The following is a 23,164-nucleotide window of genomic DNA, read 5'->3' as shown; positions in this document are numbered from 1 at the left end:
AGTGAACAACTATGTACCTGGTGTGTGGCGAAGCGCTGTTCGATTTTTTCAGTGAAAACGACGCCAGCGGTCTGGCGTCCAAAGTGAACTTCAAAGCCATTGCCGGTGGTTCGCCGTTCAATGTGGCGGTGGGCTTGCGCCGATTGGGCGTTGACGCGGCGCTGTTGGCCGGGTTGTCCACCGACTACCTGGGCCGTCGCCTGCTGCAAGTGTTGCAGGATGAAGGCGTGCGCCAGGACTTCCTGGTGGATTTCTCCGCGCCAACCACCCTGGCGATGGTCGCGGTCGGGGCCAATGGCTCGCCGCAGTACAGCTTCCGTGGCGAGGGCTGCGCGGACCGACAATTGCAACCGGAGCACCTGCCGGCACTCGGGCCAGAGGTACGCGGCCTGCATATCGGCTCGTTTTCCCTGGTGGTGCAGCCGATTGCCGACACCCTATTGGCCCTGGTGCGCCGGGAAAGCGGCCAGCGCCTGATCAGCCTCGATCCGAACGTGCGCCTGAATCCGCAGCCGGACATTGACCTGTGGCGTAACCGGGTCGCGACGCTGGTGGAGCTGGCTGACCTGATCAAGGTCAGCGACGAGGACCTGCATCTGCTGTATCCCGACCAGGATCCGGCGCGGGTGATCGAAGGCTGGTTGCAGCACCGTTGTCAGCTGGTGTTCCTGACCCGGGGTGGCGAAGGCGCCAGCGTATTCAGCCGGGCTCACGGTTCGTGGTCGGCTCCCGCCTGTGCGGTAAAAATCGCCGACACCGTGGGCGCGGGCGATACTTTTCAGGCCGCGCTGATCACTTGGCTATCCGAACAGCAACTGGATTCGGTAGAGGGTGTGAAGCAACTTGGCCGCGAGCAGATCGACCGCATGCTGAAGTTCGCGGTCCAGGCGGCGGCGCTGACGTGCAGCAAGACCGGGCCGGATTTGCCTTATCGGCAGCAACTGGATTTGCGCTGAATTCGAGGGTCTCATCGCGAGCACGCTCGCTCCCACAGGGTTTCGGGTCGTTCACAACATTTGTGTCGACGCTCCGGCATTGTGGGAGCGAGCTGGCTCGCGATGGTCTTAACTGATACACAGGATCGCGCGTCCGCGACAGACGGCGTTCAGCCGGGTTAACCCTCGTTTAACCGTGCGGTCCAACACTTCACTGGACCGCACGCCCTCAGACTGTTCTGACGCCCAGTGCGGCAGGTTCGACAAGCCACACATCGAACTGACTTTCCGTCCGCACCGGAGATCGCTGATGAACACTCGCACCCTGCTGGTTACCGCCGCCCTCGCCTGCACCGCGTTTGCCGGTCTGGCTCAGGCCAATGACACCACTGACTCTCAAGCCGTGCCCTATCACTACGGCATGCCATTGCATGTCAGCAAAGTGATTTCACTGACCGAGCCGGACACCCTGGAGTGCAAAGTGGTAGATGCCGAGATGAAGTACATCGATGACACGGGAAAACCCGCAGAAATTACCTACCGCAAACTGTCCGACGCCTGCGAAAACCAGAGCTGACCGAAAAGTCTGATTTTCTGGCGGTTGCCGTTGAACTGGCGCTGGGCCTGGCGCTCTTCCAGACCCGGCGCCTGTCCGTGGAACTCGAAACCGCAGGTTAAAGCGCTTTGCCCAGCATCGAGTGTGGCTCGACCTCTACGTGCTGCTGTCTGGCGCGCAGTTGGGCAATCAACTCGTTTATTTCCCGACAGCCATTGAGCCCGGAGGCATCGATGCCAGTGACCAATAGATCGAGCTGATCGGTTTGCCCGTCTGCATAGACCTTGACGGTCATCGACAGATCCGGTGACAAGGTGCACTGGCAGCGCTTGGGTAGAAAACTGCTTTCGATGATGTTGCGAAGTTCCAAGGCAGAAAGAAACATGGCGACCTTCTCCTTTGTGAGACTGCCAATGATGGTCAATGCTCGCTCATGTGAAATCCCGGCAAGCTTCAAGACAGCTACAGCATAAAACATGCCCTGGATTTCGCTGCGCAGCTCATCGGCAATTCAAGGGTTTAGGCAAGTCACCCGTGAAACCTGTCATGCAGTTTGCAAAAAGCCCCCTTTGTGACCGTGCAATTTGCAGGCTGGGCGCTGCGGGTTTGCTTTCACTGCACACGGCAGTGAGAATGCCGCCCTTCACTTCAGGCAAGGAGGCAACCATGAGATCTTTGACTACGCACGCGACACTCGGACTATTCGCGCTCGGACTGACGGGCCTGGCACACGCAGCCAAACTCGAAGACATCGCGCCCTATCCGAAGGCCGAAAGCGGGTTTACCCGCCAGGTGATCCACCTCGTGCCACAGGCCCGGGAAAAAGACTTCCAGGTCGAGATCCTGGCCGGCAAGATGATGACCGTCGACTGCAATAACCCGCGTCTGGGCGGCATTCTCGAGGAGAAGAACCTCGAGGGCTGGGGCTACCCGTTCTATCGCCTGGAGAACGTCATTGGCCCGATGAGCACGCTGATGGCCTGCCCGGACGGCACGCGCAAACAGGATTTCGTACCGGTGGTCGGTGACGGCTTCCTGCTGCGTTACAACAGCAAGCTGCCGCTCGTGCTGTACGTACCCAAGGGCATCGAAGTGCGCTACCGGATCTGGTCGGCGTCGAACAAGGTCGAGAAAGCCGTTCAGGAATAACCCGGCCATCCGGCGGACCCTTTTAGCGCCCGCTGTCGGCCTGCCCGGGTGTCATGCCGGAGCGCCACTCAACGCAGCTCGCTCGGCCACATGCCCCAGGCTGTCGAAATTGATGTTGGCACCCGAGTCGATGGCGACCAGGGTCTGCCCCAAGGCACCGGTCTGCGCGACGTATTTCTTGATCCCGGCCACCGCCAGCGCACCGGAAGGTTCGGTGATCGAGCGGGTATCGTCGTAGATATTCTTGATCGCGGCACAAAGCTCGTCGTTGCTGACCGTCACCACCTCATCGACGCAGAACCGGCACACCTCAAACCCGTAAGCGCCGATCTGCGCCACCGCCACCCCGTCGGCAAAGGTGCCGACGCTGGGCAGGATCACTCGCTCACCAGCCAGCAACGCGGCTTGCAGGCATGCGGAATGCTCCGACTCGACGCCGATGATGCGCACCTCCGGTCGCAGGTATTTGACGTAAGCGGCGATGCCTGCGATCAGCCCCCCGCCTCCCACCGGCACGAAGATCGCATCCAGCGGCCCTTGATGCTGGCGCAGGACTTCCATGGCCACCGTGCCTTGCCCCGCGATCACCTGCGGGTCGTCGAAAGGCGAAACAAAGGTGCGACCGGATTCCTCGGCCAGGTCCAGCGCATAGGCCAGGGCAAACGGAAAACTTTCGCCATGCAATACCGCATCGGCACCGCGACTGCGCACCCCGATGACCTTCAATTGAGGTGTCGTGCAGGGCATGACGATGGTGGCATCGATTCCCAACTCCCTTGCCGCCAGCGCTACGCCCTGGGCATGATTGCCGGCAGAAGCCGTGACCACGCCACGAGCCTTTTGCGCTTCGCTCAGTTGCACCAGCTTGTTGTAGGCGCCGCGGATCTTGAAGGAGAAGGTCGGTTGCAAGTCTTCGCGCTTGAGCAGGACCTGATTGCCCAAGGCTTCAGACAAGGCCGGCGCCGCTTGCAACGGCGTGCGCACGGCCAGTTCATACACCGGCGCGGCAAGGATTTTTTTGACGTAGCGTTCAAGCAGGGCTTGCTGGTCGGTTGTAAAGCTCATGGTCGTCTCCTGACATTGATCGGGGCCCGGGAGACAGAAAGTAAGAACCCGCCTCAAGGGCGGGTTGGGTGCTGCAGTCGTGAGCTAGCCCGCCAAATGAGGAATGGCGGTAATAATGCTTGGCTGGCAGCGCGATACAGTGGAAGTCATGGCTAGAAATTAGCCGGGCGGTGGTGGCAAGTCAATGGCAAATTTTTGTAGATGCCTTTAGTCAGCCGGCAACTTCAACCCGACTTTATAAACACCACCGTTCTCCTCATCGGTCAACACATACAAATAGCCGTCCGGCCCCTGCCGCACATCGCGAATGCGTTTTTTCAACTCCCCGAGCAAGCGCTCCTCGTGCACGACCTTGTCGCCATCGAACTCCAGGCGGATCAGTTCCTGGCTGGCCAACGCGCCGATAAACACGTTGCGCTGCCAGGCCTTGAAACGTTCGGCATCGTAGAACGCCATGCCACTCAGGCCGGGGGATTTTTCCCAGACATGGTTCGGGGCAACGGTGCCTTCGACGGTATCACCCCTGGCTTCGGGAATCGGTAGACCGGAGTAGTTGATGCCATGGGTCGCCAGCGGCCAGCCGTAGTTTTTGCCACGCTCGATGATGTTGATTTCATCGCCACCCCGGGGGCCGTGTTCGTTTTCCCACAGCGTGCCGTTCCACGGGTTGAGCGCCGCGCCTTGCGGATTGCGCTGCCCGTAGGACCAGATCTCCGGGCGCACGTTGGCCTGGCCGACAAAGGGGTTGTCCTTGGGCACCGTGCCGTCCGGGTGTATCCGCACCACCTTGCCCTGCAGTTTGTCGAGGTCCTGGGCGGTCGGGCGGTCGTTGTTTTCCCCCAGGGTCACGAACAGATAGCCGTCGCGATCGAACACCAGCCGCGAGCCGAAATGGTTGCCCACCGAGAGCTTGGGCTCCTGACGCAGGATCACGTGGAAGTCCTTGAGCGCCGTCATATCGTCGGAGAGCCGGCCGCGCCCCACCGCAGTACCGGCCTTGTTGGCCTCACCACCCCCTTCGGCATAGGACAGATAGACCGTCCGGTCCTGATTGAAATCCGGTGACAACGCCACGTCCAGCAAGCCGCCCTGCCCCTTGGCCCAGACCGTTGGCACGCCATCGAGCGGTGCTGACAGCTTGCCGTCGGCGGTCACCCATCGCAGGTTGCCGGGTCGTTCGGTTACCAGCATGCCTTTACGGTCCGGCAGGAATGCCAGGGCCCATGGGTGCTCCAGCCCCGTCACGACGGGGATGACCTCGAGGGTGCCTGCTTCGCTTTTCATCGTCTGGGCGGGCGCGGCAAGCACAGGAACAGTGGCGCTGATCAATACGCTGGCGCAGAGGATTGCCAACAGTTTTTTGCGCAACATGCAGGATTCCTTTTCCGATGGACATGAGGTTTGGTGAAAAGTAGCGGGCAGAGGTGTGATGCCTGCTACTCAACGGTCGTTGGTGCCGGTGTCTCGCGGGGCAGGATTGGGAATGAATGTCGGTGGACTGGCGGGAGCGGGCCGGTCGGGATAGCGATTACCGATGCCACCGTTGTCCAGCGTCGGCGAGCGCTGGACCGGCATGGTATTGGGTCCGCGTATGGCCGGGGCGCCGGGTTGAGTGCCTTGCATGCTGTTGGGGTTGGCCCGGTGGATCGGACTGTTGTAAGGGTTGTTGTCGGTGCGGCCCGGCAGGTTCTGGGCCAATTGCCACGAAACAGAGGCATCGGCCTGGGCCAGTGGGCCCAATACGCTACTCAGGGCCAGCGCAATGGCGCCAAACACGTATCGGTTCATGGGGTGCCTCTCTACGTCGCGTGGATAAGGTCTTCGATACCACGCTACGCCCGGGGTTCGGTTTTGTTAACAAAAACCTCCCCGGCAAGATGTAACAGGCTGGATGTTTCGGCCTCATCGTCGGAACGCCGCCCGAATACACCTTTCAAATCAGAATAAAGACCACCAGCAGCCCGGCAAAGATCGACCACTTTGCAAGGTAGTAAAGCGTGCGATTGCGCTTTTTCAGTTGCTTGCCGTGCAGGCGAACCTTGTAGATCCTGCTGAACAGCCGGTTGAGCCCGCCGGTCCTGTCGCCCGCCTCGTTCGGCGCGCCTGCCGCCGACATGACCGTGCGGCTGAACCAACGATTGAATGCCGCAGCCCACCGATACTTCATCGGCCGCTCGACGTCGCAGAACAGGATGATGCGATTGTGCTGCGTGGTGTTCTCTGCGTAATGAATGTAGGTCTCATCGAACATCACCGCCTCGCCATCGCGCCAGTGGTAGTTCTGCCCATCGACATTGATGTAGCAGCCGGCAGCGTTGGGTGTTTCCAGGCCCAGGTGATAGCGGTAGGAACCGGCATACGGGTCGCGGTGGCGCACCAGCCTGGAGCCCGGTGGCAACTCGGCGAACATCGCCGCCTTGATCGAGCCAATGCCTTGCACCAGTTCCGTGGTGCGCGGGCAGAGCTTCATGGCCGATGGGTGACTATCGCCGTACCACTTGAGATAGAAGCGCTTCCAGCCGGTCTTGAAAAACGAGTTGAAACCGACGTCGTCGTATTGGTTCGAACGCTTGATTTCCCCGGCGTGAAGCAGATTCCGGCCTTCGGCACGGATTTCTTCCCAATGCGCCTGCAGCGGGCTCAGGTCGGGAAAGTCGGCCGGGTCGAGATAAGGCTTGCTGGGGATTTTCGAAAACAGATAAAGAAAGCAATTGATCGGTGCCAGAAACGTCGAGTGATCACTCAACTGGCGGCCCAGCTTGTGGCGCACCTGACCGCGCAGGTGGACATACGCAATGGAGACAACGTAGATAACGGCAATGATGAGTTTCACGGAAATAGTCACAGGTCGGAAATAAACAAACTGCACCCTCCCGGGTCTTGTGCAGCGACTGATTACGAAACAGCGGCCCGGTAGTGCCATCGAGCCTTGCCGATGGTCGGTTTTCGGCTGACGGATGGCATTTTAGCCACAGTTTGTAACCAATAGTTAACCTGCAACTGCGAAAATGTGTCCGCAAAATCCGCCAAGACGTTGCCGTGGTCTCAACGCTCTATCGCTTAAAGAGCCAGACCAGTACAATTGCCGCCAAACTTTACGTGCCTCTTTCGCTGACGACGGGAAAACCCGCTTTCAGCGCACTTTGATTCGGGTCAAGCGCGGCAATGCCGCACCCCTGGCTACTCTGAATGCTTCGCAGGAAAAACCTTTGATTTCTACAGCTAACATCACGATGCAGTTCGGCGCCAAGCCGCTCTTCGAAAACGTTTCGGTCAAGTTCAACGGTGGCAACCGTTACGGTCTGATCGGCGCCAACGGTTGCGGCAAGTCGACCTTCATGAAGATTCTCGGCAATGACCTCGAGCCGTCCGGCGGCCAGGTCATGCTGGAACCGAACGTGCGCCTGGGTAAATTGCGCCAGGACCAGTTCGCCTACGAAGAATTCACCGTGATCGACACCGTGATCATGGGTCACGAAGAGCTGTGGAAGGTCAAGGCCGAGCGCGACCGCATCTACTCGCTGCCGGAAATGAGCGAAGAAGACGGCATGGCCGTGGCCGAGCTGGAAACCGAGTTCGCCGAAATGGACGGCTACACCGCCGAATCCCGTGCCGGTGAACTGCTGCTGGGCCTGGGTATTCCTCTGGACCAGCATTTCGGCCCGATGTCCGAAGTGGCTCCGGGCTGGAAGCTGCGGGTGTTGCTGGCCCAGGCACTGTTCTCCGATCCGGAAGTGCTGTTGCTCGACGAACCGACCAACCACCTGGACATCAACACCATTCGCTGGCTGGAAACGATCCTCAAGGCGCGTAACAGCACCATGATCATCATTTCCCACGACCGTCACTTCCTCAACAGCGTCTGCACTCACATGGCCGACCTGGACTACGGTGAGTTGCGCCTGTTCCCGGGCAACTACGACGAGTACATGACCGCGGCGACCCAGTCCCGCGAGCAACTGCTGTCGGACAACGCCAAGAAGAAAGCCCAGATCTCCGAACTGCAAACGTTCGTCAGCCGCTTCTCGGCCAACGCCTCGAAAGCCAAGCAGGCCACTTCCCGCGCCAAGCAGATCGACAAGATCCAGCTGGCCGAAGTCAAGCCATCGAGCCGCGTGAGCCCGTTCATCCGCTTCGAACAGACCAAGAAACTGCACCGCCAGGCCGTGACCATCGAGCAGATGTCCAAGGGCTTCGATGGCAAGACCCTGTTCAAGAACTTCAGCTTCACCGTCGAAGCCGGCGAGCGCGTGGCGATCATCGGCCCGAACGGTATCGGCAAGACCACCCTGCTGCGCACCCTGATGGGTGAGCTGACCCCGGACGCCGGCTCCGTGAAATGGACCGAAAGCGCGGAGCTGGGCTACTACGCTCAGGACCACGCCCACGACTTCGAAGACGACGTCAGCCTGTTCGACTGGATGGGCCAGTGGACCCAGGGCGAGCAGATCATTCGCGGCACCCTGGGCCGCATGCTGTTCTCCAACGACGAGATCCTCAAGTCGGTCAAGGTCATCTCCGGTGGTGAGCAAGGCCGCATGCTGTTCGGCAAGCTGATCCTGCAAAAGCCCAACGTGCTGGTGATGGACGAACCGACCAACCACCTGGACATGGAATCCATCGAGTCGCTGAACCTGGCGCTGGAGAACTATCCGGGCACGCTGATCTTCGTCAGCCACGACCGTGAGTTCGTATCGTCCCTGGCCACCCGCATCATCGAGTTGAGCCCTAATGGCGTAACCGACTTCAGCGGCACCTACGACGACTACCTGCGTAGTCAGGGTGTGGTGTTCTAAGGCAACTACAGGCCTTTAGTTGCAAGCTTCAAATGAAAAGCCCTGTCCTGGTGACGGGGCTTTTTGCATTCCGGGCCAAGGTTTCTTGTTGGTGCATGAATAATCGCGAGCAAGCTCGCTCCCACAGGGGAGTGCATTCCAAATGTGGGAGCGACGGTGCGGCGATCCGACTTGCTCGCGATGAGGCCATGAAGAACAGCGATAATGTCACGGCAAAAAGTAGTTAGCCTGCTTTCTTTTATCCCACCGCCACGCCATGATGCAGTTCTCCCACCGCCGCCAGCGAACGAGCCCTCATGTCTGTGCAGCAAGCTGCCCCGCAAAGCGCCATGGCGATCACCCTGCAGATCGTCTCCATCGTCTTCTATACCTTCATCGCCTTCCTCTGCATCGGTTTGCCGATTGCGGTACTGCCGGGTTATGTCCACGAGCAGCTCGGGTTCAGCGCTATCGTCGCCGGGCTGACCATCGGCTCGCAATACCTCGCCACCCTGCTCAGCCGGCCCATGGCCGGGCGCATGTCCGACAACGTGGGCACCAAGCGCGCAATCATCTATGGCTTGTCGGGGATTGTGCTCAGCGGCGTGCTGACCTTGCTGTCGACCCTGCTGCAAGGCTTTCCGTTGCTCAGCCTGCTGATTCTGATCGCCGGGCGCCTGTTGCTGGGGATCGCCCAGGGATTGATCGGCGTCGGCACCATCAGTTGGTGCATGGGCCAGGTCGGCGCCGAGCATACCGCGCGGTCGATTTCCTGGAACGGCATCGCGTCCTATGGGGCGATTGCCATCGGTGCACCACTGGGCGTGGTCATGGTGCAACAACTGGGTTTCGCCAGCCTCGGCATCGCTCTGTCGCTGCTGGCCCTGGCCGCACTGTTGCTGATTCGCAACAAGCCCTCGGTGCCGGTGGTACGCGGTGAGCGTTTACCGTTTTGGGCGGTATTCGGACGCATAGCGCCGTTTGGCGCCAGCCTGAGCCTGGCGTCCATTGGCTACGGCACCCTGACGACCTTTATCACCTTGTATTACGTCAATCGTGGCTGGACCGGCGCGGCCTACTGCCTGAGCGTGTTTGGCGTGTGTTTCATTCTGTCGCGACTGCTGTTCATTCGCGCCATCAGCCGATTCGGCGGGTTCACGTCGGCCATTGCCTGCATGTGCATCGAGACGCTCGGCCTGGTGCTGCTGTGGCTGGCACCTTCGACCGCGTATGCGCTCATTGGCGCCGGCCTGACCGGGTTCGGCCTGTCCCTGGTGTACCCGGCGCTGGGTGTGGAGGCCATTAAACAGGTGCCTGACTCCAGCCGCGGTGCGGGCTTGAGTGCTTACGCGGTGTTTTTCGACCTGGCGCTGGCCATCGCCGGCCCATTGATGGGCGCAGTGGCGCTGAACCTGGGGTATGTGTGGATTTTCTTCAGTGCGGCGTTGTTGTCGATGACGGGCCTCGGGCTGACGTTACTACTCAAGCGCCGCAGCCCCCTGTAGGAGCGCCCATTACTGATCGGCAGTCTGCATCCCCGCCCGAGTCGCCCTGCCCAGGGTGCGCGAGAAGAAACTTCCAGCCTCGGAAATCAGATTGCGGTGAATGTCTTGCCGATCGACGCCGTCGGCATCGGTGCACAGCGCGGGCATGATCACGATCTGCTCGTCATTGCACGGCGCCATGAACACGAAGTGCCCTGCCCCGGCCAGCAGCTTGAAGTCAGGCGCAGTCGGCAGTTTGCGCGCCAGCGCCGCGGCGTTCTTGTCGACAGCCACCAGCTTGTCGCCATCGCCGCTGTAAAGCAGTACCGGCACATGTACATCGGCCAGGGTGTGGCGGCCGAACTTCAGGCTCAACGGCGCCATCAGCATCAAGGCGTGGACGCGAGGATCGGCCACCGGTTGCAGGTCGTCGCGGTCGACAATCAGTTCACCCTGGGTATTGCAGGCATCGCGGTCATCCGGCCGCTCCTGGCAGTAACGGCGCAGGCGATCCAGGTCCGGGGTCGCACCGGACAGAATCAATGCGGTCTCGCCACCGGCCGAGTAACCGATGACCCCCACTTGGTCGGCATTGACGAACGGCGACAGCATACGGTCGCCCAAGGTAGCGGTAATGGCTTCGGAAATCTGGATCGGCCGGCCGTAGAGGTTACTCAAGGTACCGAGTCGGCTGTGGTCCCTGGAGTTGTCACCGGGGTGAATCACCGCCACCACGACAAAACCCTTTCGCGCCAGCGACGTGGCGAGATCGTGCAAGGCCAGTGGGGTGCCGGTGTTACCGTGGGACAGCATCAGCATCGGGAACCGGCCAAGGGCGACTCTGGTGTCCTCCCCGGCTTCGACGGTGTAACCCTCGAGCTTGCTGGTGTGCTCCCAATCACTGGACGGATAGAAGGCGATGGCGCGCATCGGCTGCAGGTCCAGTGGGTCGAGAAAAGTCATCTCATGGAAGCCGACGCTCCAATGAGGATGCGGCGCAGGCGCGGCGTGCACTGAATTCAGGCTGCTGAGCAGGCAAATCAGTAAACTTGCACAAAAACGCACCATGGGATGCCCCACCTGTTACCGGACTTGAGACGTAAGCCCTGGATAGCATAAGTCAGGCCACAATCTGAAACCACCAGAAACAAAAAACTCCGTAGCTGGTACTTGCGTAACCAGAATACAGAGTTTTTTGGGGCTGTACCGGAACGGTTGAGTTCTTTACGCAAGCCTTACGCGGCGGCGAACAATTGCTCGCTGATTTGCGCATGGGCGGCACTCATGGCTTTGTTGCGCACCTCGTCACCGTAAGCCAGGCCTTCGGCACGGACGATTTCGATGTCGGTGATGCCGATGAAGCCGAACAGCACCTTCAAATACTCTTCGTGGGCAACACCGGTCGCCTGACCGGCGTGCATGCCACCGGAAGTCGAAACGATCACGATTTTCTTGCCACCGCACAGGCCTTCAGGGCCGGCTTCGGTGTAACGGAAGGTCTGACCGGCAACGGCGATGCGGTCGATCCACGCTTTCAGTTGAGTCGGGATGGTGAAGTTGTACATCGGTGCGGCAATCACCACGGCATCGGCAGCCAGGAATTCGGCCAGGGTCGAGGCGCTCAGTTCGGCTTCATGCTGTTGTGCGGCGTTGCGCAGTTCAGCGGTGGTGCCGGCGGCGACCAGGGTAGTGGCGGAGAAGTGGCTGATGGCGTCGGCGGCCAGATCGCGGTAGGTCACCACGGCAGTTGGCTCGGCGGCTTGCCAGGCCTTGACGACTTCACCGCTCAGCTGACGGGAAGCCGAGTTGTCGCCCAGGATGCTCGAATCGATATGCAGCAGTTTCATGTGGGATCTCCAAGTGAGGATCGCCCACAAGGGCGATCTGATGGGACTAATCTTACAGACGAAACCAATAGCTGATTAGACGGCAATAATGCGATAGTTCGTCTCACAGATAGAACAATCAGGCTCACATCATGCAAGACCTCAACGACCTGTATTACTTCGCCAAAGTGGTGGAAGCCGGTGGTTTCGCGGCCGCCGGGCGTTTGCTGGGCATCCCCAAGTCACGACTGTCACGGCGCATCGCCGAACTGGAAGAACGCCTTGGCGCGCGATTGCTGCAACGCACCACCCGACAGCTGAAACTGACCGCGGTGGGTGAGCGTTACCTCAGGCACTGCCAGGCGATGCTGCTGGAGGCGGAAATGGCCGACGAGGCCGTCGCCAGCATGTCCAGCGAGCCCCGCGGGCGTTTGCGGGTGTCCTGCCCGGTCGGGCTGGCCCACGAAATATTGCCGGGAGTGATCAGCGACTTTCTGGAAAACTTTCCGCAAGTCCAATTGGAGGTGATGCTGCTCAACCGGCGGGTCGACCTGGTGAACGAAGGCATTGACGTGGCCCTGCGTGTGCGCGATCTGGGCGACGAAGACCCGCTGCTGGTCACCCGCCGCCTGCGCCAGGCGCAGATGCTGATGGTCGCCAGCCCCGGCTTTCTCGTTGGCCGTGAGATCAGCCATCCCGAGGATCTGAAAAGCCTGCCGGTGCTCGGTGCCCTGGAAGCCGACCGCCTGGTGCACATCCGCCTGCTGGATCAAACGGGCAAAAGTTGTGAACTTGCCCTCGAGGCCCGGCTGGGCATCGATGACTTTATCGTGCGCAAGGCCAGCACCCTCTCCGGTCTGGGCTTTACGATGCTGCCCATGATGTATTGCGAACAGGAACTGGAAAACGGCTCGCTAGTACAACTGCTGCCCGAGTGGTCGTTGCCCGGTGGCTGGCTGCAAGCGGTGTATCCTCATCGGCGCGGGGTGATGCCGGCGGTACGCGCCTGGATCGACCATTTGGTCGAATCCTTCAATGCCTGTGGGGAACGATTGTTATGAAAGCCGGACGGATGAGCGAAGAGGATGTCGCGAAGTTTTGCCTCGCCCTGCCGGGCGCGCGGGAAGACTATAAATGGGGCGGCGTACGGGTGTTTTCGATTGCCGGGAACAAGATGTTCGCGTTGCAGGGCCTGCGGGGTGATTCCCTGGCCTTCAAGGTCGACAAGGATCTGTTTCTCGGCCATTGCGACCGCCCGGGGATTCATCCGGCGCCTTATCTGGCGCGCGCCCAGTGGATCATCATGCAAACGCCCTACCCGCTCGGTAGCGAAGAGCTACAGGGATTGCTGCAGCGTTCGCACCAGTTGGTGGTGAGCAGACTGCCAAAGCGCACTCAAGTCGGCCTGTTGCTCTAGGGCCGTCCTCATTAGAACAAGACGAACAGGTGTGCGCCGAGGAACAGGTGGTCGATCCAGAACACCTGGTGCAGTAGCACGATGATCCAGAACACCAACTGGTACGAGACTTTGCGGGTTTTGTGCCGAAACGCTTGCTGGGCCAGCAAGGCACCGGGCCAGCCGCCGGCGAACTCCAGCGCATGCAGGACATTCTCCGGCGTCCGCCATTGTTCGGCGCGGGCCTTGCGCTTGTCGCTCCAGTACAGAAAAAACGTCACGACGCTGACGATGCCGTAGGCCGCCAGGGGAATCAGCGAGACCCCGTGCAGCCATGACGACACCGAACCCGACAGCGGCAACGCGCACAGGATTGCGAACACCAGCCACTTCAGCCGTGAATGGCGGATCTGTCCCCCGGGCTCGCGCCCGGGGTTATTGCGCGCGCTTGAGTCACTCACGGCTTGACCGCGCTCCAGTCGACCCAACCGAACTGCCAGGTCGCCAGGATGATCAGGCCGAACACAATGCGATACCAGGCAAACGCCGCATAGCTGTGGTTGGCGATGAACTTGAGCAGCCCGCGGACCGCGATCATCGCGAAGACGAACGCAGTGACGAAACCGATCGCGAACACCGGGAAGTCCGCCGGGACAAACAGGTGGCGGTATTTATAGCCCGAATACACGGCTGCGCCGACCATGGTTGGCATCGCCAGGAAGAACGAGAACTCGGTAGCGGTCTTGCGCGACAGGCCGAACAGCAACCCGCCGATGATCGTCGAGCCCGAGCGCGAAGTACCCGGAATCATGGCCAGGCATTGGGCGAAGCCGACTTTCAGGGCATCTTTCCAGGTGATGTCATCCACTGTTTCGGCGTGGACTTCATGCTGACGGCGCTCGGCCCACAACATGATGATCCCGCCCACGACCAGCGCCGTCGCCACGGTGATCGGGTTGAACAGGTATTCGTGGATCAAATCGGCGAAGATCACGCCCAACACCACGGCCGGCAAGAACGCGATCAACAGGTTCGCGGTAAACCGCCGGGCACCCGGCTGGGTCGGCAGACCGATGACCACGTCGAAGATCTTGCGGCGAAACTCCCACACCACTGCCAGGATGGCACCCAGCTGAATGATGATGTTGAACGCCATCGCCCGCTCGCCCCCGAAGCCGAGCAAGTCGGCCACGATGATCTGGTGGCCGGTACTGGAAATGGGCAGGAATTCGGTCAGCCCTTCTACAACCCCAAGAATCAATGCCTGAAAGGCGGTCCAAAGATCCATCAATCCCCCAAAAGGCTATGCGCATCGGCATGCCCCGTTAGTATTTTTCAAAAGCCTTAATTGCGATCAGCGTAGCTGAAGCCCCGCGCATCAAGGATCACCACAGAACCGTAAAAATCCTGTGAAAAAACAATCCTGATTCGGGTTTATCCGCGCGGGGCCGAAATCCTACCAGACAAGTCCGATTGGCGCTGCCGCGTTATCGCGCACCAATGAAGTACACCCTGCGCCACGGGATTCTCGACGCCGATCCGGTTACAATCCGTGCCCTTTTCGATTTTCCCAAGGAGCCGCCATGTCCGGGCTTGAACTGTTTGCCGCCGCCCTCGGTGTCATTGCCGTCTGGTTGACCGTCAAACAGAACCCCTGGTGCTGGCCTATCGGCCTGGTCATGGTGCTGCTCTATAGCTGGATCTTTTTTGAGGTGAAGCTGTATTCGGACATGCTGCTGCAAGTCGTCTATGCCGCCTTGCAGCTTTACGGTTGGTGGCAGTGGACACGCAGTGGTGAAACGACCCATGGCCGCGAAGTCAGTCGGCTCGACACTCGGTCCGTGGCGTTGAGCCTTGTCATTGGCGCACTCGGCAGCCTGTTGCTGGGGGCGGCCATGGTCCGCTGGACCGACGCGGCCCAACCCTGGCTCGATGCGGCGCTGACCGGATTCAGCCTGGTGGCGCAGGTCTGGATGGCGCAAAAACGTGTCCAGTGCTGGCCGCTGTGGATCGCCCTGGATGTGATTTTCGTCGGATTGTTCATCTATAAAGGCCTGTACCTGACCGCCACCCTGTACGGGTTGTTCACCGTGATCGCCGTGCAGGGCTGGCGCGAATGGCGCACCGATCCGGCATTGCGCGCATGAAAGTCCTGGTACTCACAGGCCCCGAATCCAGCGGTAAAAGCTGGCTGGCGGCCGAGTTGCAACTGCATTTCGGCGGGGCTCTGGTCGACGAGTACGTGCGCTGGTTCATCGAGCAGAATCCGCGGGACACCACCTTGGCCGACATTCCGGACATCGCTCGCGGTCAATTGGCATGGGAAGACCAGGCGCGGGCGCAACAACCGTCCTTGCTCATCCTCGACACGCACCTGCTGAGCAATATCCTCTGGAGCCACACCCTGTTTGGCGACTGCCCCGCCTGGATTGAACAAGCGCTACTGGCCCGGCATTACGACTTGCACTTGCTGCTGTCGCCGGAACACGTCGACTGGACGGATGATGGCCAGCGTTGCCAGCCCCTGTTGAGTGAGCGCCAGGCATTTTTCGAGCAGACCCTGGCCTGGCTCGAGCGCCACGCACAACCGGTTCAAGTACTGCAGGGAGATTGGGCCGAACGCCGATTCCAGGCACTGGACGCGGTGACCCGAATGCTCAGCGCCTGACCGGCCTTTGGGGCAATTTCCCCACCATCCCCCCCTACCCCGGGGAAAAAGTGTCCGATCCTGAAACACCCTACCTGCCGCAAACCGCCCATCTCAGCGCCCCTCACCGGTTGATCATCGGGTTTGTCAAAAAATTGATACAACATCACTGAAACCCTTGTTCCAGAGCGGTCCATCCGCATTTACGGGCTGCCTGCGCGGGATTTCGTCTCAGTATTGAAACATCCTCGACAAAAGGTATCCGGGCAACATCCATAAGCCATTGAATCCCCACGAAATTCAAATACCGGCACAGCTTTCGCTCTGTCCTTCACACAGCCAACCAGAGCCAGCCTACATGAGAAGGAAAGAGCGTCGTGGGGATACTCAATAAAAAAGCCTTGACGTGCCTGCTGCTCATCGCGAGCGCTGCAGGCACGTTTTTCAGTTTCGACGCTCAAGCCGAAGGCAACGGCGTCATCGTGCTTGATCGCTCCATTCACCCGACCCCCATCGGTCGCAGCGGCGGCAGAGATCCTGACCCCAACACCCTCAATGCCAACCCATCGGCCCGCGTCACCGGCGAACTCAGCGACGCCGACATTGCCGGGGTCACCACCGGAACGGCCTTTCGCCACAGCAACGGGCAAAGCCTGGGTGGCGTGCAAGGCCTCAACGTCGTCACCAACCCCAACGGTATGCCCGGCATGTCCGTCGGCCACGGTGGTGGCAGTGGCAGCGCGATTTCCGCAACCATCAACCGCGCCATGAGCGGCGGCCTCGGCTCGCTGGGCAGAATGGCGGGAGGCCAATGAGATGAGTCGGTCCCTGCTGTTACTTGCCCTGTTCGGCTGCACCGGCGTAATGGCCGATTCGGGCGTCAGTTCGGTGAACAACGCCACCCTCCAGGATTCCGGTGCTCAATACCGCGGCAACTTCAACGTCAACCAGGCAACTGGTGATCAACAGCAGCAGGCCAACGTTCGCGCGATCGCCATAGACACCCAGGCCGGTGCGAGCACCAGCGTCCGGCAGAAAATCACCACGCCAGCCAATCCGTCGATGGATGCGACGGCCACTATCGGCGGCAGCTCTTTCAGTAATGGCAACGGAGTACTGGGCGTCAACCAGGGCGCCGGGGCCAACAACCAGATGGCCAACGCCATGCGCGTCAGCATCAGTGCTGCACCGCAAGCCATTGACGATAGCGCCCTTTCTCAACAGAACGTGGCGCTGCTACCGAACCCGGGAGCAACTGGCACCCCAAACGGCAGTCGCCAGGTCGTCACAAGCGACCAGGCCTTCACCGGCAGCCGGGGAGTGATCCAGGTGAACCAGAGTGCCGGGGTGGGGAACCGACTGGCTAACACCCTGAGCATCCGGGTCGCTGACTGACCCAAACACAGTGCGATCAGGAAAGTACCAACACTTGAGCAACCAAGAAGCACGGAGAAACACCATGAACCCGACAACGGCTCTCAGACCACTGGCTTTCGCTCTGGCAGCAGTGATGGCAATCGCAGCACAAGCCGGCGGTCTTGATGAAAATCAGGGTAATGGTCAGGGCAATGGACCTGGCAACAATCATCAGCCTGAAGGCCCGACCCTGGAACAAATCCTGCAAATTACAGCAGGCGCCGGGGCCGCCGTAATGGACTCCCAGGGCAGCAGTGACAACTCCGTATTGAACCAAGGCACCCTGAACGACGCAAAAGTCGATAGTTCCCTGAACAACTCCAACGGCAACATGGGCGCCAACGTTGCAGCCGGTGACGGCAACCAGCAAGACAACGCCGCCGCCCTTGCCACGGCTGACGAAAGCTTCATCTTCGGCACCGCCGTCGCCGTCTCCAGCGCGACTCAGAGGAGCAGCGGCAACACCGTCAAGAACCACTCCAACACCAACAACGCTACGCTCAATAACGCCGGCAATAGCGGTTCCGGCAACATTGGCATCAACGTGACCGCCGGCAACTTCAACCAACAGAAAAACAACCTGGCGATTGCCGTTTCGGGCGGACGTGTAGCACAAGCGGCGGCTGCGGCCAACCAAGGCACGTCCGGGATGAACGTCACCAACAACGGCAATACCACGACTGATTTCGTCACCGTGGGTGTATTCGGTCTGGCTGGTGTAACCACTCAACAAGTGATGACGCCAGATGGCTGGAAACCCCCTGTAACCAACAATACTTCGATAACAGGCTCGATGAATAACTTCTCCGGCAACGGCGGAGCCAACGTATCGTCCGGCGCGGGCAACCAGCAAAGCAACTCGCTGTCCATCGCCGCAGGCTGCAAGGCTTGCCAGTAATCGTGATTGCAATGAAAACACCGGCGACCGGGCTTTTCCACAGTCACAAGGCGTACCGATCATGCGTAAGACTGCCCTTTTCGCCCTGCTCTGCCTGTCTGCCCTGACCCAGGCTGCACAGATGCCGGTTGCCGCCCTGCCGGGTGGCGTGCTGGTGTACAAGCACGTGCAGAGTTTGCGTGAGCGCAAGTTCAGCGACATCGTCGAACAGAAAACCGATTTCAGCTGCGGCGCCGCCGCGTTGGCAACGATACTGCGCCAGGCCTATTGGCTCGATGTCGATGAGGAGCACATCATCAAGGGCATGCTGGTCACCGCAGACCAGGACATAGTGCGTACCCAGGGTTTTTCGATGCTGGACATGAAGCGCTACATAGAGCGCATCGGCATGCGCGCCCGGGGCTACAAGATCCCGCCGGAAAGACTCGATGCAGTGACGATTCCGGTAGTGGTGCTGATGGAAATTCGCGGTTACAAGCACTTCGTGGTGTTGCAGCGAGCGGACAAGCACTGGGTCTACATCGGCGACCCGGTACTTGGACACAAGCGCTACGCCCATGATGACTTTGTCAAAGGCTGGAATGGCATTATCTTCGCGATCGTCGGTCCCGGTTACGACAAGACCAACGCGTTACGCAGTCCACCGGAACCGCTGACAGCCAAGAACAAGATGGATAACTTCAACCCGGTCAAAGATGCCGAATTGATGGATTTTGGTTTCATACAGAGCGACTTCTTTTAATCGCCAACAAAATGATAGGGAGCAGGATGCTCCGGGAGCAGCAAATGAAAACCTCGTATTGGGTGGTCGCGGCCTGTCTGGCAGCGAACACTTCAGGTTTTGCTGATGAGTTCAGGCCCATCGAAATCAAGGACCAGGAACTGGCCGAGCTGCGTGGCCGGTATGTGATGCCGGGGCGGGTCATCAGCTTCGGTGTCGTCATGAGCAGTACCTGGCGCAATGCCAGTGGTGATCTGATCGGGGCATCCACGTCGATGCAAATTCAAGCCGCAACGGTCAAACCCCAGCTCTATGTTTCAACCATCAAGCAATCCGGTCATGGCGACTCGCCCAAGTCGGGCAGCGGTAACGTGACGGGGGGCGCTGCCCTGAGCACTTCCCGGGGCATAACCCAGGTCACACGGGCTGCAGGCGATGGCAACAGCGCAAACAACGACATCGCCATCAACGTCAAAGAGGCCGGCACGGCCCCGACACTGGTGCCGAGCCAGGGCCAGGGCCAGGCGCTGATCGCCGGTCAAACCATTACCGGCAGCAATGCCGCAGGCAGTGTCGCCGTTTCCGCGACGAGCGGCGGCGTTCAGATGGCCATTACCGCCAACAACAACCAGGGCTCAAGCCTGCAACAGGTCGCCCAGGGCGGGTTGCTGCAAAACACCCGGTTGCTGGGCAGCAGCAATGTGGTCGACAACATGACTCAACTCAACGTAGTGCTCAACAATAATGGCCCGAGCGCGAGCGTACTCGACTGCAACCTCAACCAACTCGCCGCATTACGGACCATGGGCTATTGAACTACGCTGAGTCTGAACCATTGGGCACAAATGGACGGCTTATTCCATGTACCGATCAGTATCACTGCGTGCAGTTGTCTGCTTGAGTGCCCTACTCCCCGCGGCAATGTTGCAGGCAGCACCTGACCCGGAAATGGAGGCGCTCAAACGCGAGCTTCTGGAGTTGAAACAGCGCTACGAAGTCCAGCAAAAGGCCATGGCGGTACTGGAACAGCGAATCCGCCAGGTTGAGGACCAACCCGCTGCTCCTCCCCCTAAACGCCTGGCCAAGTCTCCGGCGGACCTTAAGGGCAATCCTAACGTCGCCACCGGCACCGGTGTGGCGGCCGCATCCGGAGGCAGCGGGAGCTCGTATGGACAATCGCTGGCCGATGACTCACAACCGGCGCAAAGCGTTTCAAACCTGTATGACGAGGCCAGCGGATTCTTCGGCGGTGGCAAATTCAGCTTCGAAACCGGGATTACCTACTCCCGGTACGATACCCGCCAACTGATCCTCAACGGCTTTCTCGCCCTGGACTCGATCTTTCTGGGCGCCATCAACCTGGACCGGATCAAGGCCGACACCTGGACGCTTGACCTCACCGGCCGCTACAACTTCAACAATCGCTGGCAGTTCGACCTGAACGTGCCGGTGGTCTACCGTCAATCCACCTACCAGTCCGGTGGCGGCAATAACGGCACCGCCAACGTCACGACAGAAGATACCGTCAAAGAAGACCCGACCCTGGGTGACGTCAACTTCGGTATCGCCTACAAATTCCTCGACGAGTCGGTCAACACTCCGGATGCCGTGGTGACCTTGCGCGTCAAGGCGCCGACCGGCAAAGATCCGTTCGGCATCAAGCTGGTTCGGGTGGCCGATAACTCCAACCTGGCCGTACCTGAATCCTTGCCTACCGGTAATGGCGTCTGGTCGATTACGCCAGGGATCTCGCTGGTCAAGACGTTCGATCCGGCGGTGCTGTTCGGCAGCCTGTCCTATACGCACAATCTGGAGGAGTCTTTCGATGACATCAGCTCCAACCCGGCGGTCAAGACACCGGGCAAAGTTCGCATTGGCGACAGCTTCCAGATTGGCGCCGGTATTGCGTTCGCCCTGAACGAAAAGATGAGCATGTCGTTTTCAGTCTCTGACCTGGTACAACGCAAAAGCAGGCTCAAGGAAGATGGCGGGGATTGGCAGTCGGTGGTCTCCAGCGATGCCAACGCCGGTTACTTCAACATCGGCATGACCATTGCGGCCACCGATAACCTGACTATCGTACCCAACCTGTCCATCGGCATGACGGACGATGCCCCGGACTTTCAGTTCAGCCTGAAACTTCCTTACTACTTCTGACCCGAACAAACCCCGCAACCATTTCAATCGCAGCTTTTTTTGTTCGAGGCTGCGGTTCAGCGAATATGGTGCTTGTGCAACAACCGGTAGAAGGTCGGTCGCGACACCCCCAATACTTTGGCGGCGACACTCAGGTTATCGCTGTGGCGGCTCAATACATCGCACAATGCCTGGCGCTCGGCCCGGCTCTTGTATTCTTCGAGGGTGCCCATCGGCGCGACGATTGTATGCGCACTGATCAACCCCAGATCACGGGCCTCGATCTGCCGGCCTTCGGCCAACACCAGCCCGCGACGAACGCGGTTGGCCAGTTCGCGAACATTGCCTGGCCAGTCGTGTTTGCCCATGGCAATCAATGCGTCTTCGCTGAAGCTGCGTGGGCGGCGCCCGGTTTCACGGCTGTAGAAATGGGAGAAGTGATTGGCCAGCAACGCCAGGTCGCCATGGCGCTCGCGCAGTGGAACGGTCGCCACTTGTAGTACGTTCAAGCGGTAATACAAGTCTTCGCGAAAGCGTCTCTTCTCGATGGCGGCTTCAAGGTCGACATTCGTTGCAGCCAGAACCCGCACATCCACAGGAATCGGCTGACTGCCGCCGACCCGCTCGATGTGTTTTTCCTGGAGGAACCGCAACAGATTGGCCTGCAACTCCAGCGGCAGGTCACCGATCTCGTCGAGAAACAGAGTGCCACCGTTGGCGGCTTCTATCCGTCCGACCTTGCGTTGGTGCGCGCCGGTAAATGCGCCTTTCTCATGACCAAACAGCTCGGACTGGATCAAGTGTTCGGGGATCGCCCCGCAATTGATCGCGATAAAAGGTTTGCTGTGACGCTGGGACAGACGATGCAAGGTGCGTGCGACCAGTTCCTTGCCAGTGCCGCTTTCACCGCGAATCAACACCGGAGATTCGGTCGGAGCCAGCTTGTTCAACAGTTTTCGCAGTTCACGGACAGGTTTGCTGTCTCCCAGCAATTCATGCTCGGGCTGGTCAACATGGACCGTGCCCTGCCCGCGCAACCGCGCCATGCCAAACGCCCGGCCCAGCGTGACCTGAACCCGAGACACATCGAATGGCAAGGTATGAAAGTCAAAAAACCACTCGCAGACAAAGTCGCCGACATTTTGCAGCCGTAGCACTTCCTGATTGAGTACGGCTATCCACTCGGTGCCACTGCGGCTGATCAATTCCTTGACGGCTTCCGGGTGCTCAAGGTGAGAGGGCTGCAAGCGCAGCAAGCCCACGTCACAGGTTCGGTCAGTGGCGTTCGCCAGCGTGCAGCTATCAACGTCCCAACCGATAGCGCGCAATCCAGGAAGCAGACGATAGCAATCGTCACAGGGGTCCACCACCAATAAACGTCGTAAAGCAGGCGCATCGCTCATGACTGTTCCTTGGCGCCAAAATTAAGAAATTTTATTAAAAACAGTCATTTGGCATACCTGACTGTAACATTAGCAAGAATTTGACACGGCCTTGTACTGTTTGACTATAGAGACGCTATAAAACCGGTTATAACTTGCAATGACGTTAGCGACCTGGCGGCTCTTTCCTTTCATTGCGCTTTCAATACCAGCCTCAATCTTTAGCCTATAAAATAAAGTGGAAATTTCTTTTGATTGTGTGTGACCCAACCCCCGGTTGCGGGCATCAGTACAAGTAACCAGCCGAACGGTAAGCCCAACCGACGGCACATCACTTGATTGGGCATACAGAGAGAAGACCCTATGAACGCCCCGCTGCGTATCAACGAAGCACTTCTGATTGCCGACCGCGCATTCAAACCATTCAAATGCGTGGCCTGGGCCCCACAAGATGGCAATGGCGAACTCAGCCTGACCGTTATCGACCGCACCAGCACCAGCATTGGCCGCAAGCAGATCCCAAGCAGTGCCTACTCCGACCCGGAACAACTTGAACGTCTGCTGGAACAGGCCCGCGCCGAGTTGAGCGAGGAAGGTTACACACTGCAGTCCTGGTCGATGCCGCACTGATCGTTTTGCGGATTGCTCCGGGGTAATCCGCACCCTCTCCCCTGCCATTAGTCGGGTTGATCGCTCTCTGCGATCCGCACTGATTTTCCGCATACATTCGAACTTTTGCGCACCCGGTAGTTTGCAGGCTTGCCAATGGTACGAAAAG

26 protein-coding genes are annotated in these 23,164 nt (G+C 59.5%); 16 read left to right on the top strand and 10 right to left on the bottom strand.

Features of this window, described 5'->3' with window-relative positions; genetic code table 11:
• The first annotated feature begins 11 nt into the window (after window positions 1–11).
• Both KGA81_RS28150 and KGA81_RS28145 read left to right on the top strand, forming a co-directional pair.
• Window positions 12–956 carry a carbohydrate kinase family protein gene (locus KGA81_RS28150; protein WP_223550623.1) on the top strand — a complete coding sequence of 315 codons (945 nt, stop codon included), beginning with the start codon at window positions 12–14 and terminating at the stop codon, window positions 954–956.
• Between the two features lie 289 nt (window positions 957–1,245).
• Window positions 1,246–1,512, top strand: a complete 267-nt coding sequence (locus tag KGA81_RS28145) for a DUF2790 domain-containing protein (protein WP_223550621.1) — start codon at window positions 1,246–1,248, stop codon at window positions 1,510–1,512.
• A gap of 97 nt (window positions 1,513–1,609) precedes the next feature.
• Here KGA81_RS28145 and KGA81_RS28140 read toward each other — a convergent pair whose 3' ends face one another.
• Window positions 1,610–1,876, bottom strand: a complete 267-nt coding sequence (locus tag KGA81_RS28140; RefSeq protein ID WP_223550619.1) for a DUF1652 domain-containing protein — start codon at window positions 1,874–1,876, stop codon at window positions 1,610–1,612.
• A 281-nt stretch (window positions 1,877–2,157) separates the two neighbouring features.
• On the opposite strand from KGA81_RS28140, the gene eco reads away from it, so the two are divergent.
• Window positions 2,158–2,640: a serine protease inhibitor ecotin gene (eco, locus tag KGA81_RS28135; protein WP_223550617.1), complete on the top strand. Its 483-nt coding sequence runs from the start codon at window positions 2,158–2,160 to the stop codon at window positions 2,638–2,640.
• A 51-nt stretch (window positions 2,641–2,691) separates the two neighbouring features.
• Here eco and ilvA read toward each other — a convergent pair whose 3' ends face one another.
• From ilvA to lpxO, 4 genes are all read right to left on the bottom strand, one after another.
• A complete protein-coding gene (gene ilvA, locus KGA81_RS28130) occupies window positions 2,692–3,705 on the bottom strand; it encodes a threonine ammonia-lyase, biosynthetic (protein WP_223550615.1) in 1,014 nt (337 codons plus the stop codon).
• Between the two features lie 207 nt (window positions 3,706–3,912).
• A complete protein-coding gene (locus KGA81_RS28125; protein ID WP_223550612.1) occupies window positions 3,913–5,076 on the bottom strand; it encodes a PQQ-dependent sugar dehydrogenase in 1,164 nt (387 codons plus the stop codon).
• 69 nt (window positions 5,077–5,145) lie between these two features.
• A complete protein-coding gene (locus KGA81_RS28120; RefSeq protein WP_223550610.1) occupies window positions 5,146–5,493 on the bottom strand; it encodes a hypothetical protein in 348 nt (115 codons plus the stop codon).
• 145 nt (window positions 5,494–5,638) lie between these two features.
• On the bottom strand, window positions 5,639–6,538 hold the full coding sequence (lpxO, locus tag KGA81_RS28115) for a lipid A hydroxylase LpxO (protein ID WP_223550608.1): 900 nt from the start codon (window positions 6,536–6,538) through the stop codon (window positions 5,639–5,641).
• A gap of 376 nt (window positions 6,539–6,914) precedes the next feature.
• Between lpxO and KGA81_RS28110 the strand changes: the two genes are divergently transcribed.
• Window positions 6,915–8,501, top strand: coding sequence for an ABC-F family ATPase (locus KGA81_RS28110; RefSeq protein ID WP_223550606.1), 1,587 nt, complete (start codon window positions 6,915–6,917; stop codon window positions 8,499–8,501).
• Window positions 8,502–8,797: 296 nt separating this feature from the next.
• The gene (locus KGA81_RS28105) at window positions 8,798–9,985 is read left to right on the top strand and encodes an MFS transporter (protein WP_223550603.1); all 1,188 of its coding nucleotides are present in this window, start codon (window positions 8,798–8,800) and stop codon (window positions 9,983–9,985) included.
• 9 nt (window positions 9,986–9,994) lie between these two features.
• On the opposite strand, the gene KGA81_RS28100 is transcribed toward KGA81_RS28105, so the two are convergent.
• Both KGA81_RS28100 and KGA81_RS28095 read right to left on the bottom strand, forming a co-directional pair.
• A complete protein-coding gene (locus KGA81_RS28100) occupies window positions 9,995–11,032 on the bottom strand; it encodes an alpha/beta hydrolase family protein (protein WP_223550601.1) in 1,038 nt (345 codons plus the stop codon).
• Window positions 11,033–11,199: 167 nt separating this feature from the next.
• Window positions 11,200–11,811 carry an FMN-dependent NADH-azoreductase gene (locus KGA81_RS28095; protein WP_223550599.1) on the bottom strand — a complete coding sequence of 204 codons (612 nt, stop codon included), beginning with the start codon at window positions 11,809–11,811 and terminating at the stop codon, window positions 11,200–11,202.
• Window positions 11,812–11,942: 131 nt separating this feature from the next.
• On the opposite strand from KGA81_RS28095, the gene KGA81_RS28090 reads away from it, so the two are divergent.
• Entirely contained in the window at window positions 11,943–12,851 is a 909-nt protein-coding gene (locus KGA81_RS28090) for a LysR substrate-binding domain-containing protein (RefSeq protein WP_223550597.1), read from the top strand.
• Complete coding sequence (locus tag KGA81_RS28085; RefSeq protein WP_102700747.1) at window positions 12,848–13,207, top strand: MmcQ/YjbR family DNA-binding protein; 360 nt, start codon at window positions 12,848–12,850, stop codon at window positions 13,205–13,207. The genes KGA81_RS28090 and KGA81_RS28085 overlap by 4 nt, the downstream gene beginning before the upstream one ends.
• An 11-nt stretch (window positions 13,208–13,218) precedes the next feature.
• Here KGA81_RS28085 and KGA81_RS28080 read toward each other — a convergent pair whose 3' ends face one another.
• On the bottom strand, window positions 13,219–13,647 hold the full coding sequence (locus tag KGA81_RS28080; RefSeq protein WP_223550594.1) for a DUF1294 domain-containing protein: 429 nt from the start codon (window positions 13,645–13,647) through the stop codon (window positions 13,219–13,221).
• Window positions 13,644–14,474: an undecaprenyl-diphosphate phosphatase gene (locus KGA81_RS28075; protein WP_108217505.1), complete on the bottom strand. Its 831-nt coding sequence runs from the start codon at window positions 14,472–14,474 to the stop codon at window positions 13,644–13,646. The genes KGA81_RS28080 and KGA81_RS28075 overlap by 4 nt, the downstream gene beginning before the upstream one ends.
• Before the next feature lie 295 nt (window positions 14,475–14,769).
• On the opposite strand from KGA81_RS28075, the gene pnuC reads away from it, so the two are divergent.
• From pnuC to KGA81_RS28035, 8 genes are all read left to right on the top strand, one after another.
• Window positions 14,770–15,333 carry a nicotinamide riboside transporter PnuC gene (pnuC, locus tag KGA81_RS28070; protein WP_223550591.1) on the top strand — a complete coding sequence of 188 codons (564 nt, stop codon included), beginning with the start codon at window positions 14,770–14,772 and terminating at the stop codon, window positions 15,331–15,333.
• A complete protein-coding gene (locus KGA81_RS28065) occupies window positions 15,330–15,854 on the top strand; it encodes an AAA family ATPase (RefSeq protein ID WP_223550589.1) in 525 nt (174 codons plus the stop codon). Before pnuC ends, KGA81_RS28065 begins: the two co-directional genes overlap by 4 nt.
• A gap of 356 nt (window positions 15,855–16,210) precedes the next feature.
• Window positions 16,211–16,648, top strand: a complete 438-nt coding sequence (locus KGA81_RS28060; protein ID WP_223550587.1) for a hypothetical protein — start codon at window positions 16,211–16,213, stop codon at window positions 16,646–16,648.
• Between the two features lies 1 nt (window position 16,649).
• Window positions 16,650–17,228, top strand: coding sequence for an adhesin (locus tag KGA81_RS28055; RefSeq protein WP_223550585.1), 579 nt, complete (start codon window positions 16,650–16,652; stop codon window positions 17,226–17,228).
• A 64-nt stretch (window positions 17,229–17,292) separates the two neighbouring features.
• Entirely contained in the window at window positions 17,293–18,147 is an 855-nt protein-coding gene (locus KGA81_RS28050; RefSeq protein ID WP_223550583.1) for a heme utilization protein, read from the top strand.
• Window positions 18,148–18,208: 61 nt separating this feature from the next.
• A complete protein-coding gene (locus tag KGA81_RS28045; protein WP_223550581.1) occupies window positions 18,209–18,889 on the top strand; it encodes a C39 family peptidase in 681 nt (226 codons plus the stop codon).
• Window positions 18,890–18,915: 26 nt separating this feature from the next.
• Complete coding sequence (locus tag KGA81_RS28040) at window positions 18,916–19,683, top strand: hypothetical protein (RefSeq protein WP_223550579.1); 768 nt, start codon at window positions 18,916–18,918, stop codon at window positions 19,681–19,683.
• Between the two features lie 46 nt (window positions 19,684–19,729).
• Window positions 19,730–21,025 carry a hypothetical protein gene (locus KGA81_RS28035; RefSeq protein ID WP_223550577.1) on the top strand — a complete coding sequence of 432 codons (1,296 nt, stop codon included), beginning with the start codon at window positions 19,730–19,732 and terminating at the stop codon, window positions 21,023–21,025.
• Window positions 21,026–21,081: 56 nt separating this feature from the next.
• Here KGA81_RS28035 and KGA81_RS28030 read toward each other — a convergent pair whose 3' ends face one another.
• Window positions 21,082–22,407, bottom strand: coding sequence for a sigma-54 dependent transcriptional regulator (locus KGA81_RS28030; RefSeq protein WP_223550574.1), 1,326 nt, complete (start codon window positions 22,405–22,407; stop codon window positions 21,082–21,084).
• Window positions 22,408–22,749: 342 nt separating this feature from the next.
• Here KGA81_RS28030 and KGA81_RS28025 point away from each other — a divergent pair, with 342 nt between their 5' ends.
• Window positions 22,750–23,016: a hypothetical protein gene (locus KGA81_RS28025; RefSeq protein WP_108217494.1), complete on the top strand. Its 267-nt coding sequence runs from the start codon at window positions 22,750–22,752 to the stop codon at window positions 23,014–23,016.
• The last annotated feature ends 148 nt before the right edge of the window (window positions 23,017–23,164 follow it).

Origin of the sequence: Pseudomonas sp. A-B-19 (genome assembly GCF_019947515.1) — a bacterium.
Taxonomy (GTDB): Bacteria; Pseudomonadota; Gammaproteobacteria; order Pseudomonadales; family Pseudomonadaceae; genus Aquipseudomonas.
The sequence above is the reverse complement of the archived record's forward strand: the minus strand, read 5'-3'. Positions and strand labels throughout refer to the sequence as shown.

What these genes read in the sequence shown, in the direction of transcription:
- KGA81_RS28150 (WP_223550623.1), top strand. Translation starts at nt 12, where the DNA reads ATGTACCTGGTGTGTGGCGAAGCGCTGTTCGATTTTTTCAGTGAAAAC.
- KGA81_RS28145 (WP_223550621.1), top strand. Translation starts at nt 1,246, where the DNA reads ATGAACACTCGCACCCTGCTGGTTACCGCCGCCCTCGCCTGCACCGCG.
- KGA81_RS28140 (WP_223550619.1), bottom strand. Translation starts at nt 1,876, where the DNA reads ATGTTTCTTTCTGCCTTGGAACTTCGCAACATCATCGAAAGCAGTTTT.
- eco (WP_223550617.1), top strand. Translation starts at nt 2,158, where the DNA reads ATGAGATCTTTGACTACGCACGCGACACTCGGACTATTCGCGCTCGGA.
- ilvA (WP_223550615.1), bottom strand. Translation starts at nt 3,705, where the DNA reads ATGAGCTTTACAACCGACCAGCAAGCCCTGCTTGAACGCTACGTCAAA.
- KGA81_RS28125 (WP_223550612.1), bottom strand. Translation starts at nt 5,076, where the DNA reads ATGTTGCGCAAAAAACTGTTGGCAATCCTCTGCGCCAGCGTATTGATC.
- KGA81_RS28120 (WP_223550610.1), bottom strand. Translation starts at nt 5,493, where the DNA reads ATGAACCGATACGTGTTTGGCGCCATTGCGCTGGCCCTGAGTAGCGTA.
- KGA81_RS28105 (WP_223550603.1), top strand. Translation starts at nt 8,798, where the DNA reads ATGTCTGTGCAGCAAGCTGCCCCGCAAAGCGCCATGGCGATCACCCTG.
- KGA81_RS28100 (WP_223550601.1), bottom strand. Translation starts at nt 11,032, where the DNA reads ATGGTGCGTTTTTGTGCAAGTTTACTGATTTGCCTGCTCAGCAGCCTG.
- KGA81_RS28095 (WP_223550599.1), bottom strand. Translation starts at nt 11,811, where the DNA reads ATGAAACTGCTGCATATCGATTCGAGCATCCTGGGCGACAACTCGGCT.
- KGA81_RS28090 (WP_223550597.1), top strand. Translation starts at nt 11,943, where the DNA reads ATGCAAGACCTCAACGACCTGTATTACTTCGCCAAAGTGGTGGAAGCC.
- KGA81_RS28085 (WP_102700747.1), top strand. Translation starts at nt 12,848, where the DNA reads ATGAAAGCCGGACGGATGAGCGAAGAGGATGTCGCGAAGTTTTGCCTC.
- KGA81_RS28075 (WP_108217505.1), bottom strand. Translation starts at nt 14,474, where the DNA reads ATGGATCTTTGGACCGCCTTTCAGGCATTGATTCTTGGGGTTGTAGAA.
- pnuC (WP_223550591.1), top strand. Translation starts at nt 14,770, where the DNA reads ATGTCCGGGCTTGAACTGTTTGCCGCCGCCCTCGGTGTCATTGCCGTC.
- KGA81_RS28065 (WP_223550589.1), top strand. Translation starts at nt 15,330, where the DNA reads ATGAAAGTCCTGGTACTCACAGGCCCCGAATCCAGCGGTAAAAGCTGG.
- KGA81_RS28055 (WP_223550585.1), top strand. Translation starts at nt 16,650, where the DNA reads ATGAGTCGGTCCCTGCTGTTACTTGCCCTGTTCGGCTGCACCGGCGTA.
- KGA81_RS28050 (WP_223550583.1), top strand. Translation starts at nt 17,293, where the DNA reads ATGAACCCGACAACGGCTCTCAGACCACTGGCTTTCGCTCTGGCAGCA.
- KGA81_RS28045 (WP_223550581.1), top strand. Translation starts at nt 18,209, where the DNA reads ATGCGTAAGACTGCCCTTTTCGCCCTGCTCTGCCTGTCTGCCCTGACC.
- KGA81_RS28040 (WP_223550579.1), top strand. Translation starts at nt 18,916, where the DNA reads ATGCTCCGGGAGCAGCAAATGAAAACCTCGTATTGGGTGGTCGCGGCC.
- KGA81_RS28035 (WP_223550577.1), top strand. Translation starts at nt 19,730, where the DNA reads ATGTACCGATCAGTATCACTGCGTGCAGTTGTCTGCTTGAGTGCCCTA.
- KGA81_RS28030 (WP_223550574.1), bottom strand. Translation starts at nt 22,407, where the DNA reads ATGAGCGATGCGCCTGCTTTACGACGTTTATTGGTGGTGGACCCCTGT.
- KGA81_RS28025 (WP_108217494.1), top strand. Translation starts at nt 22,750, where the DNA reads ATGAACGCCCCGCTGCGTATCAACGAAGCACTTCTGATTGCCGACCGC.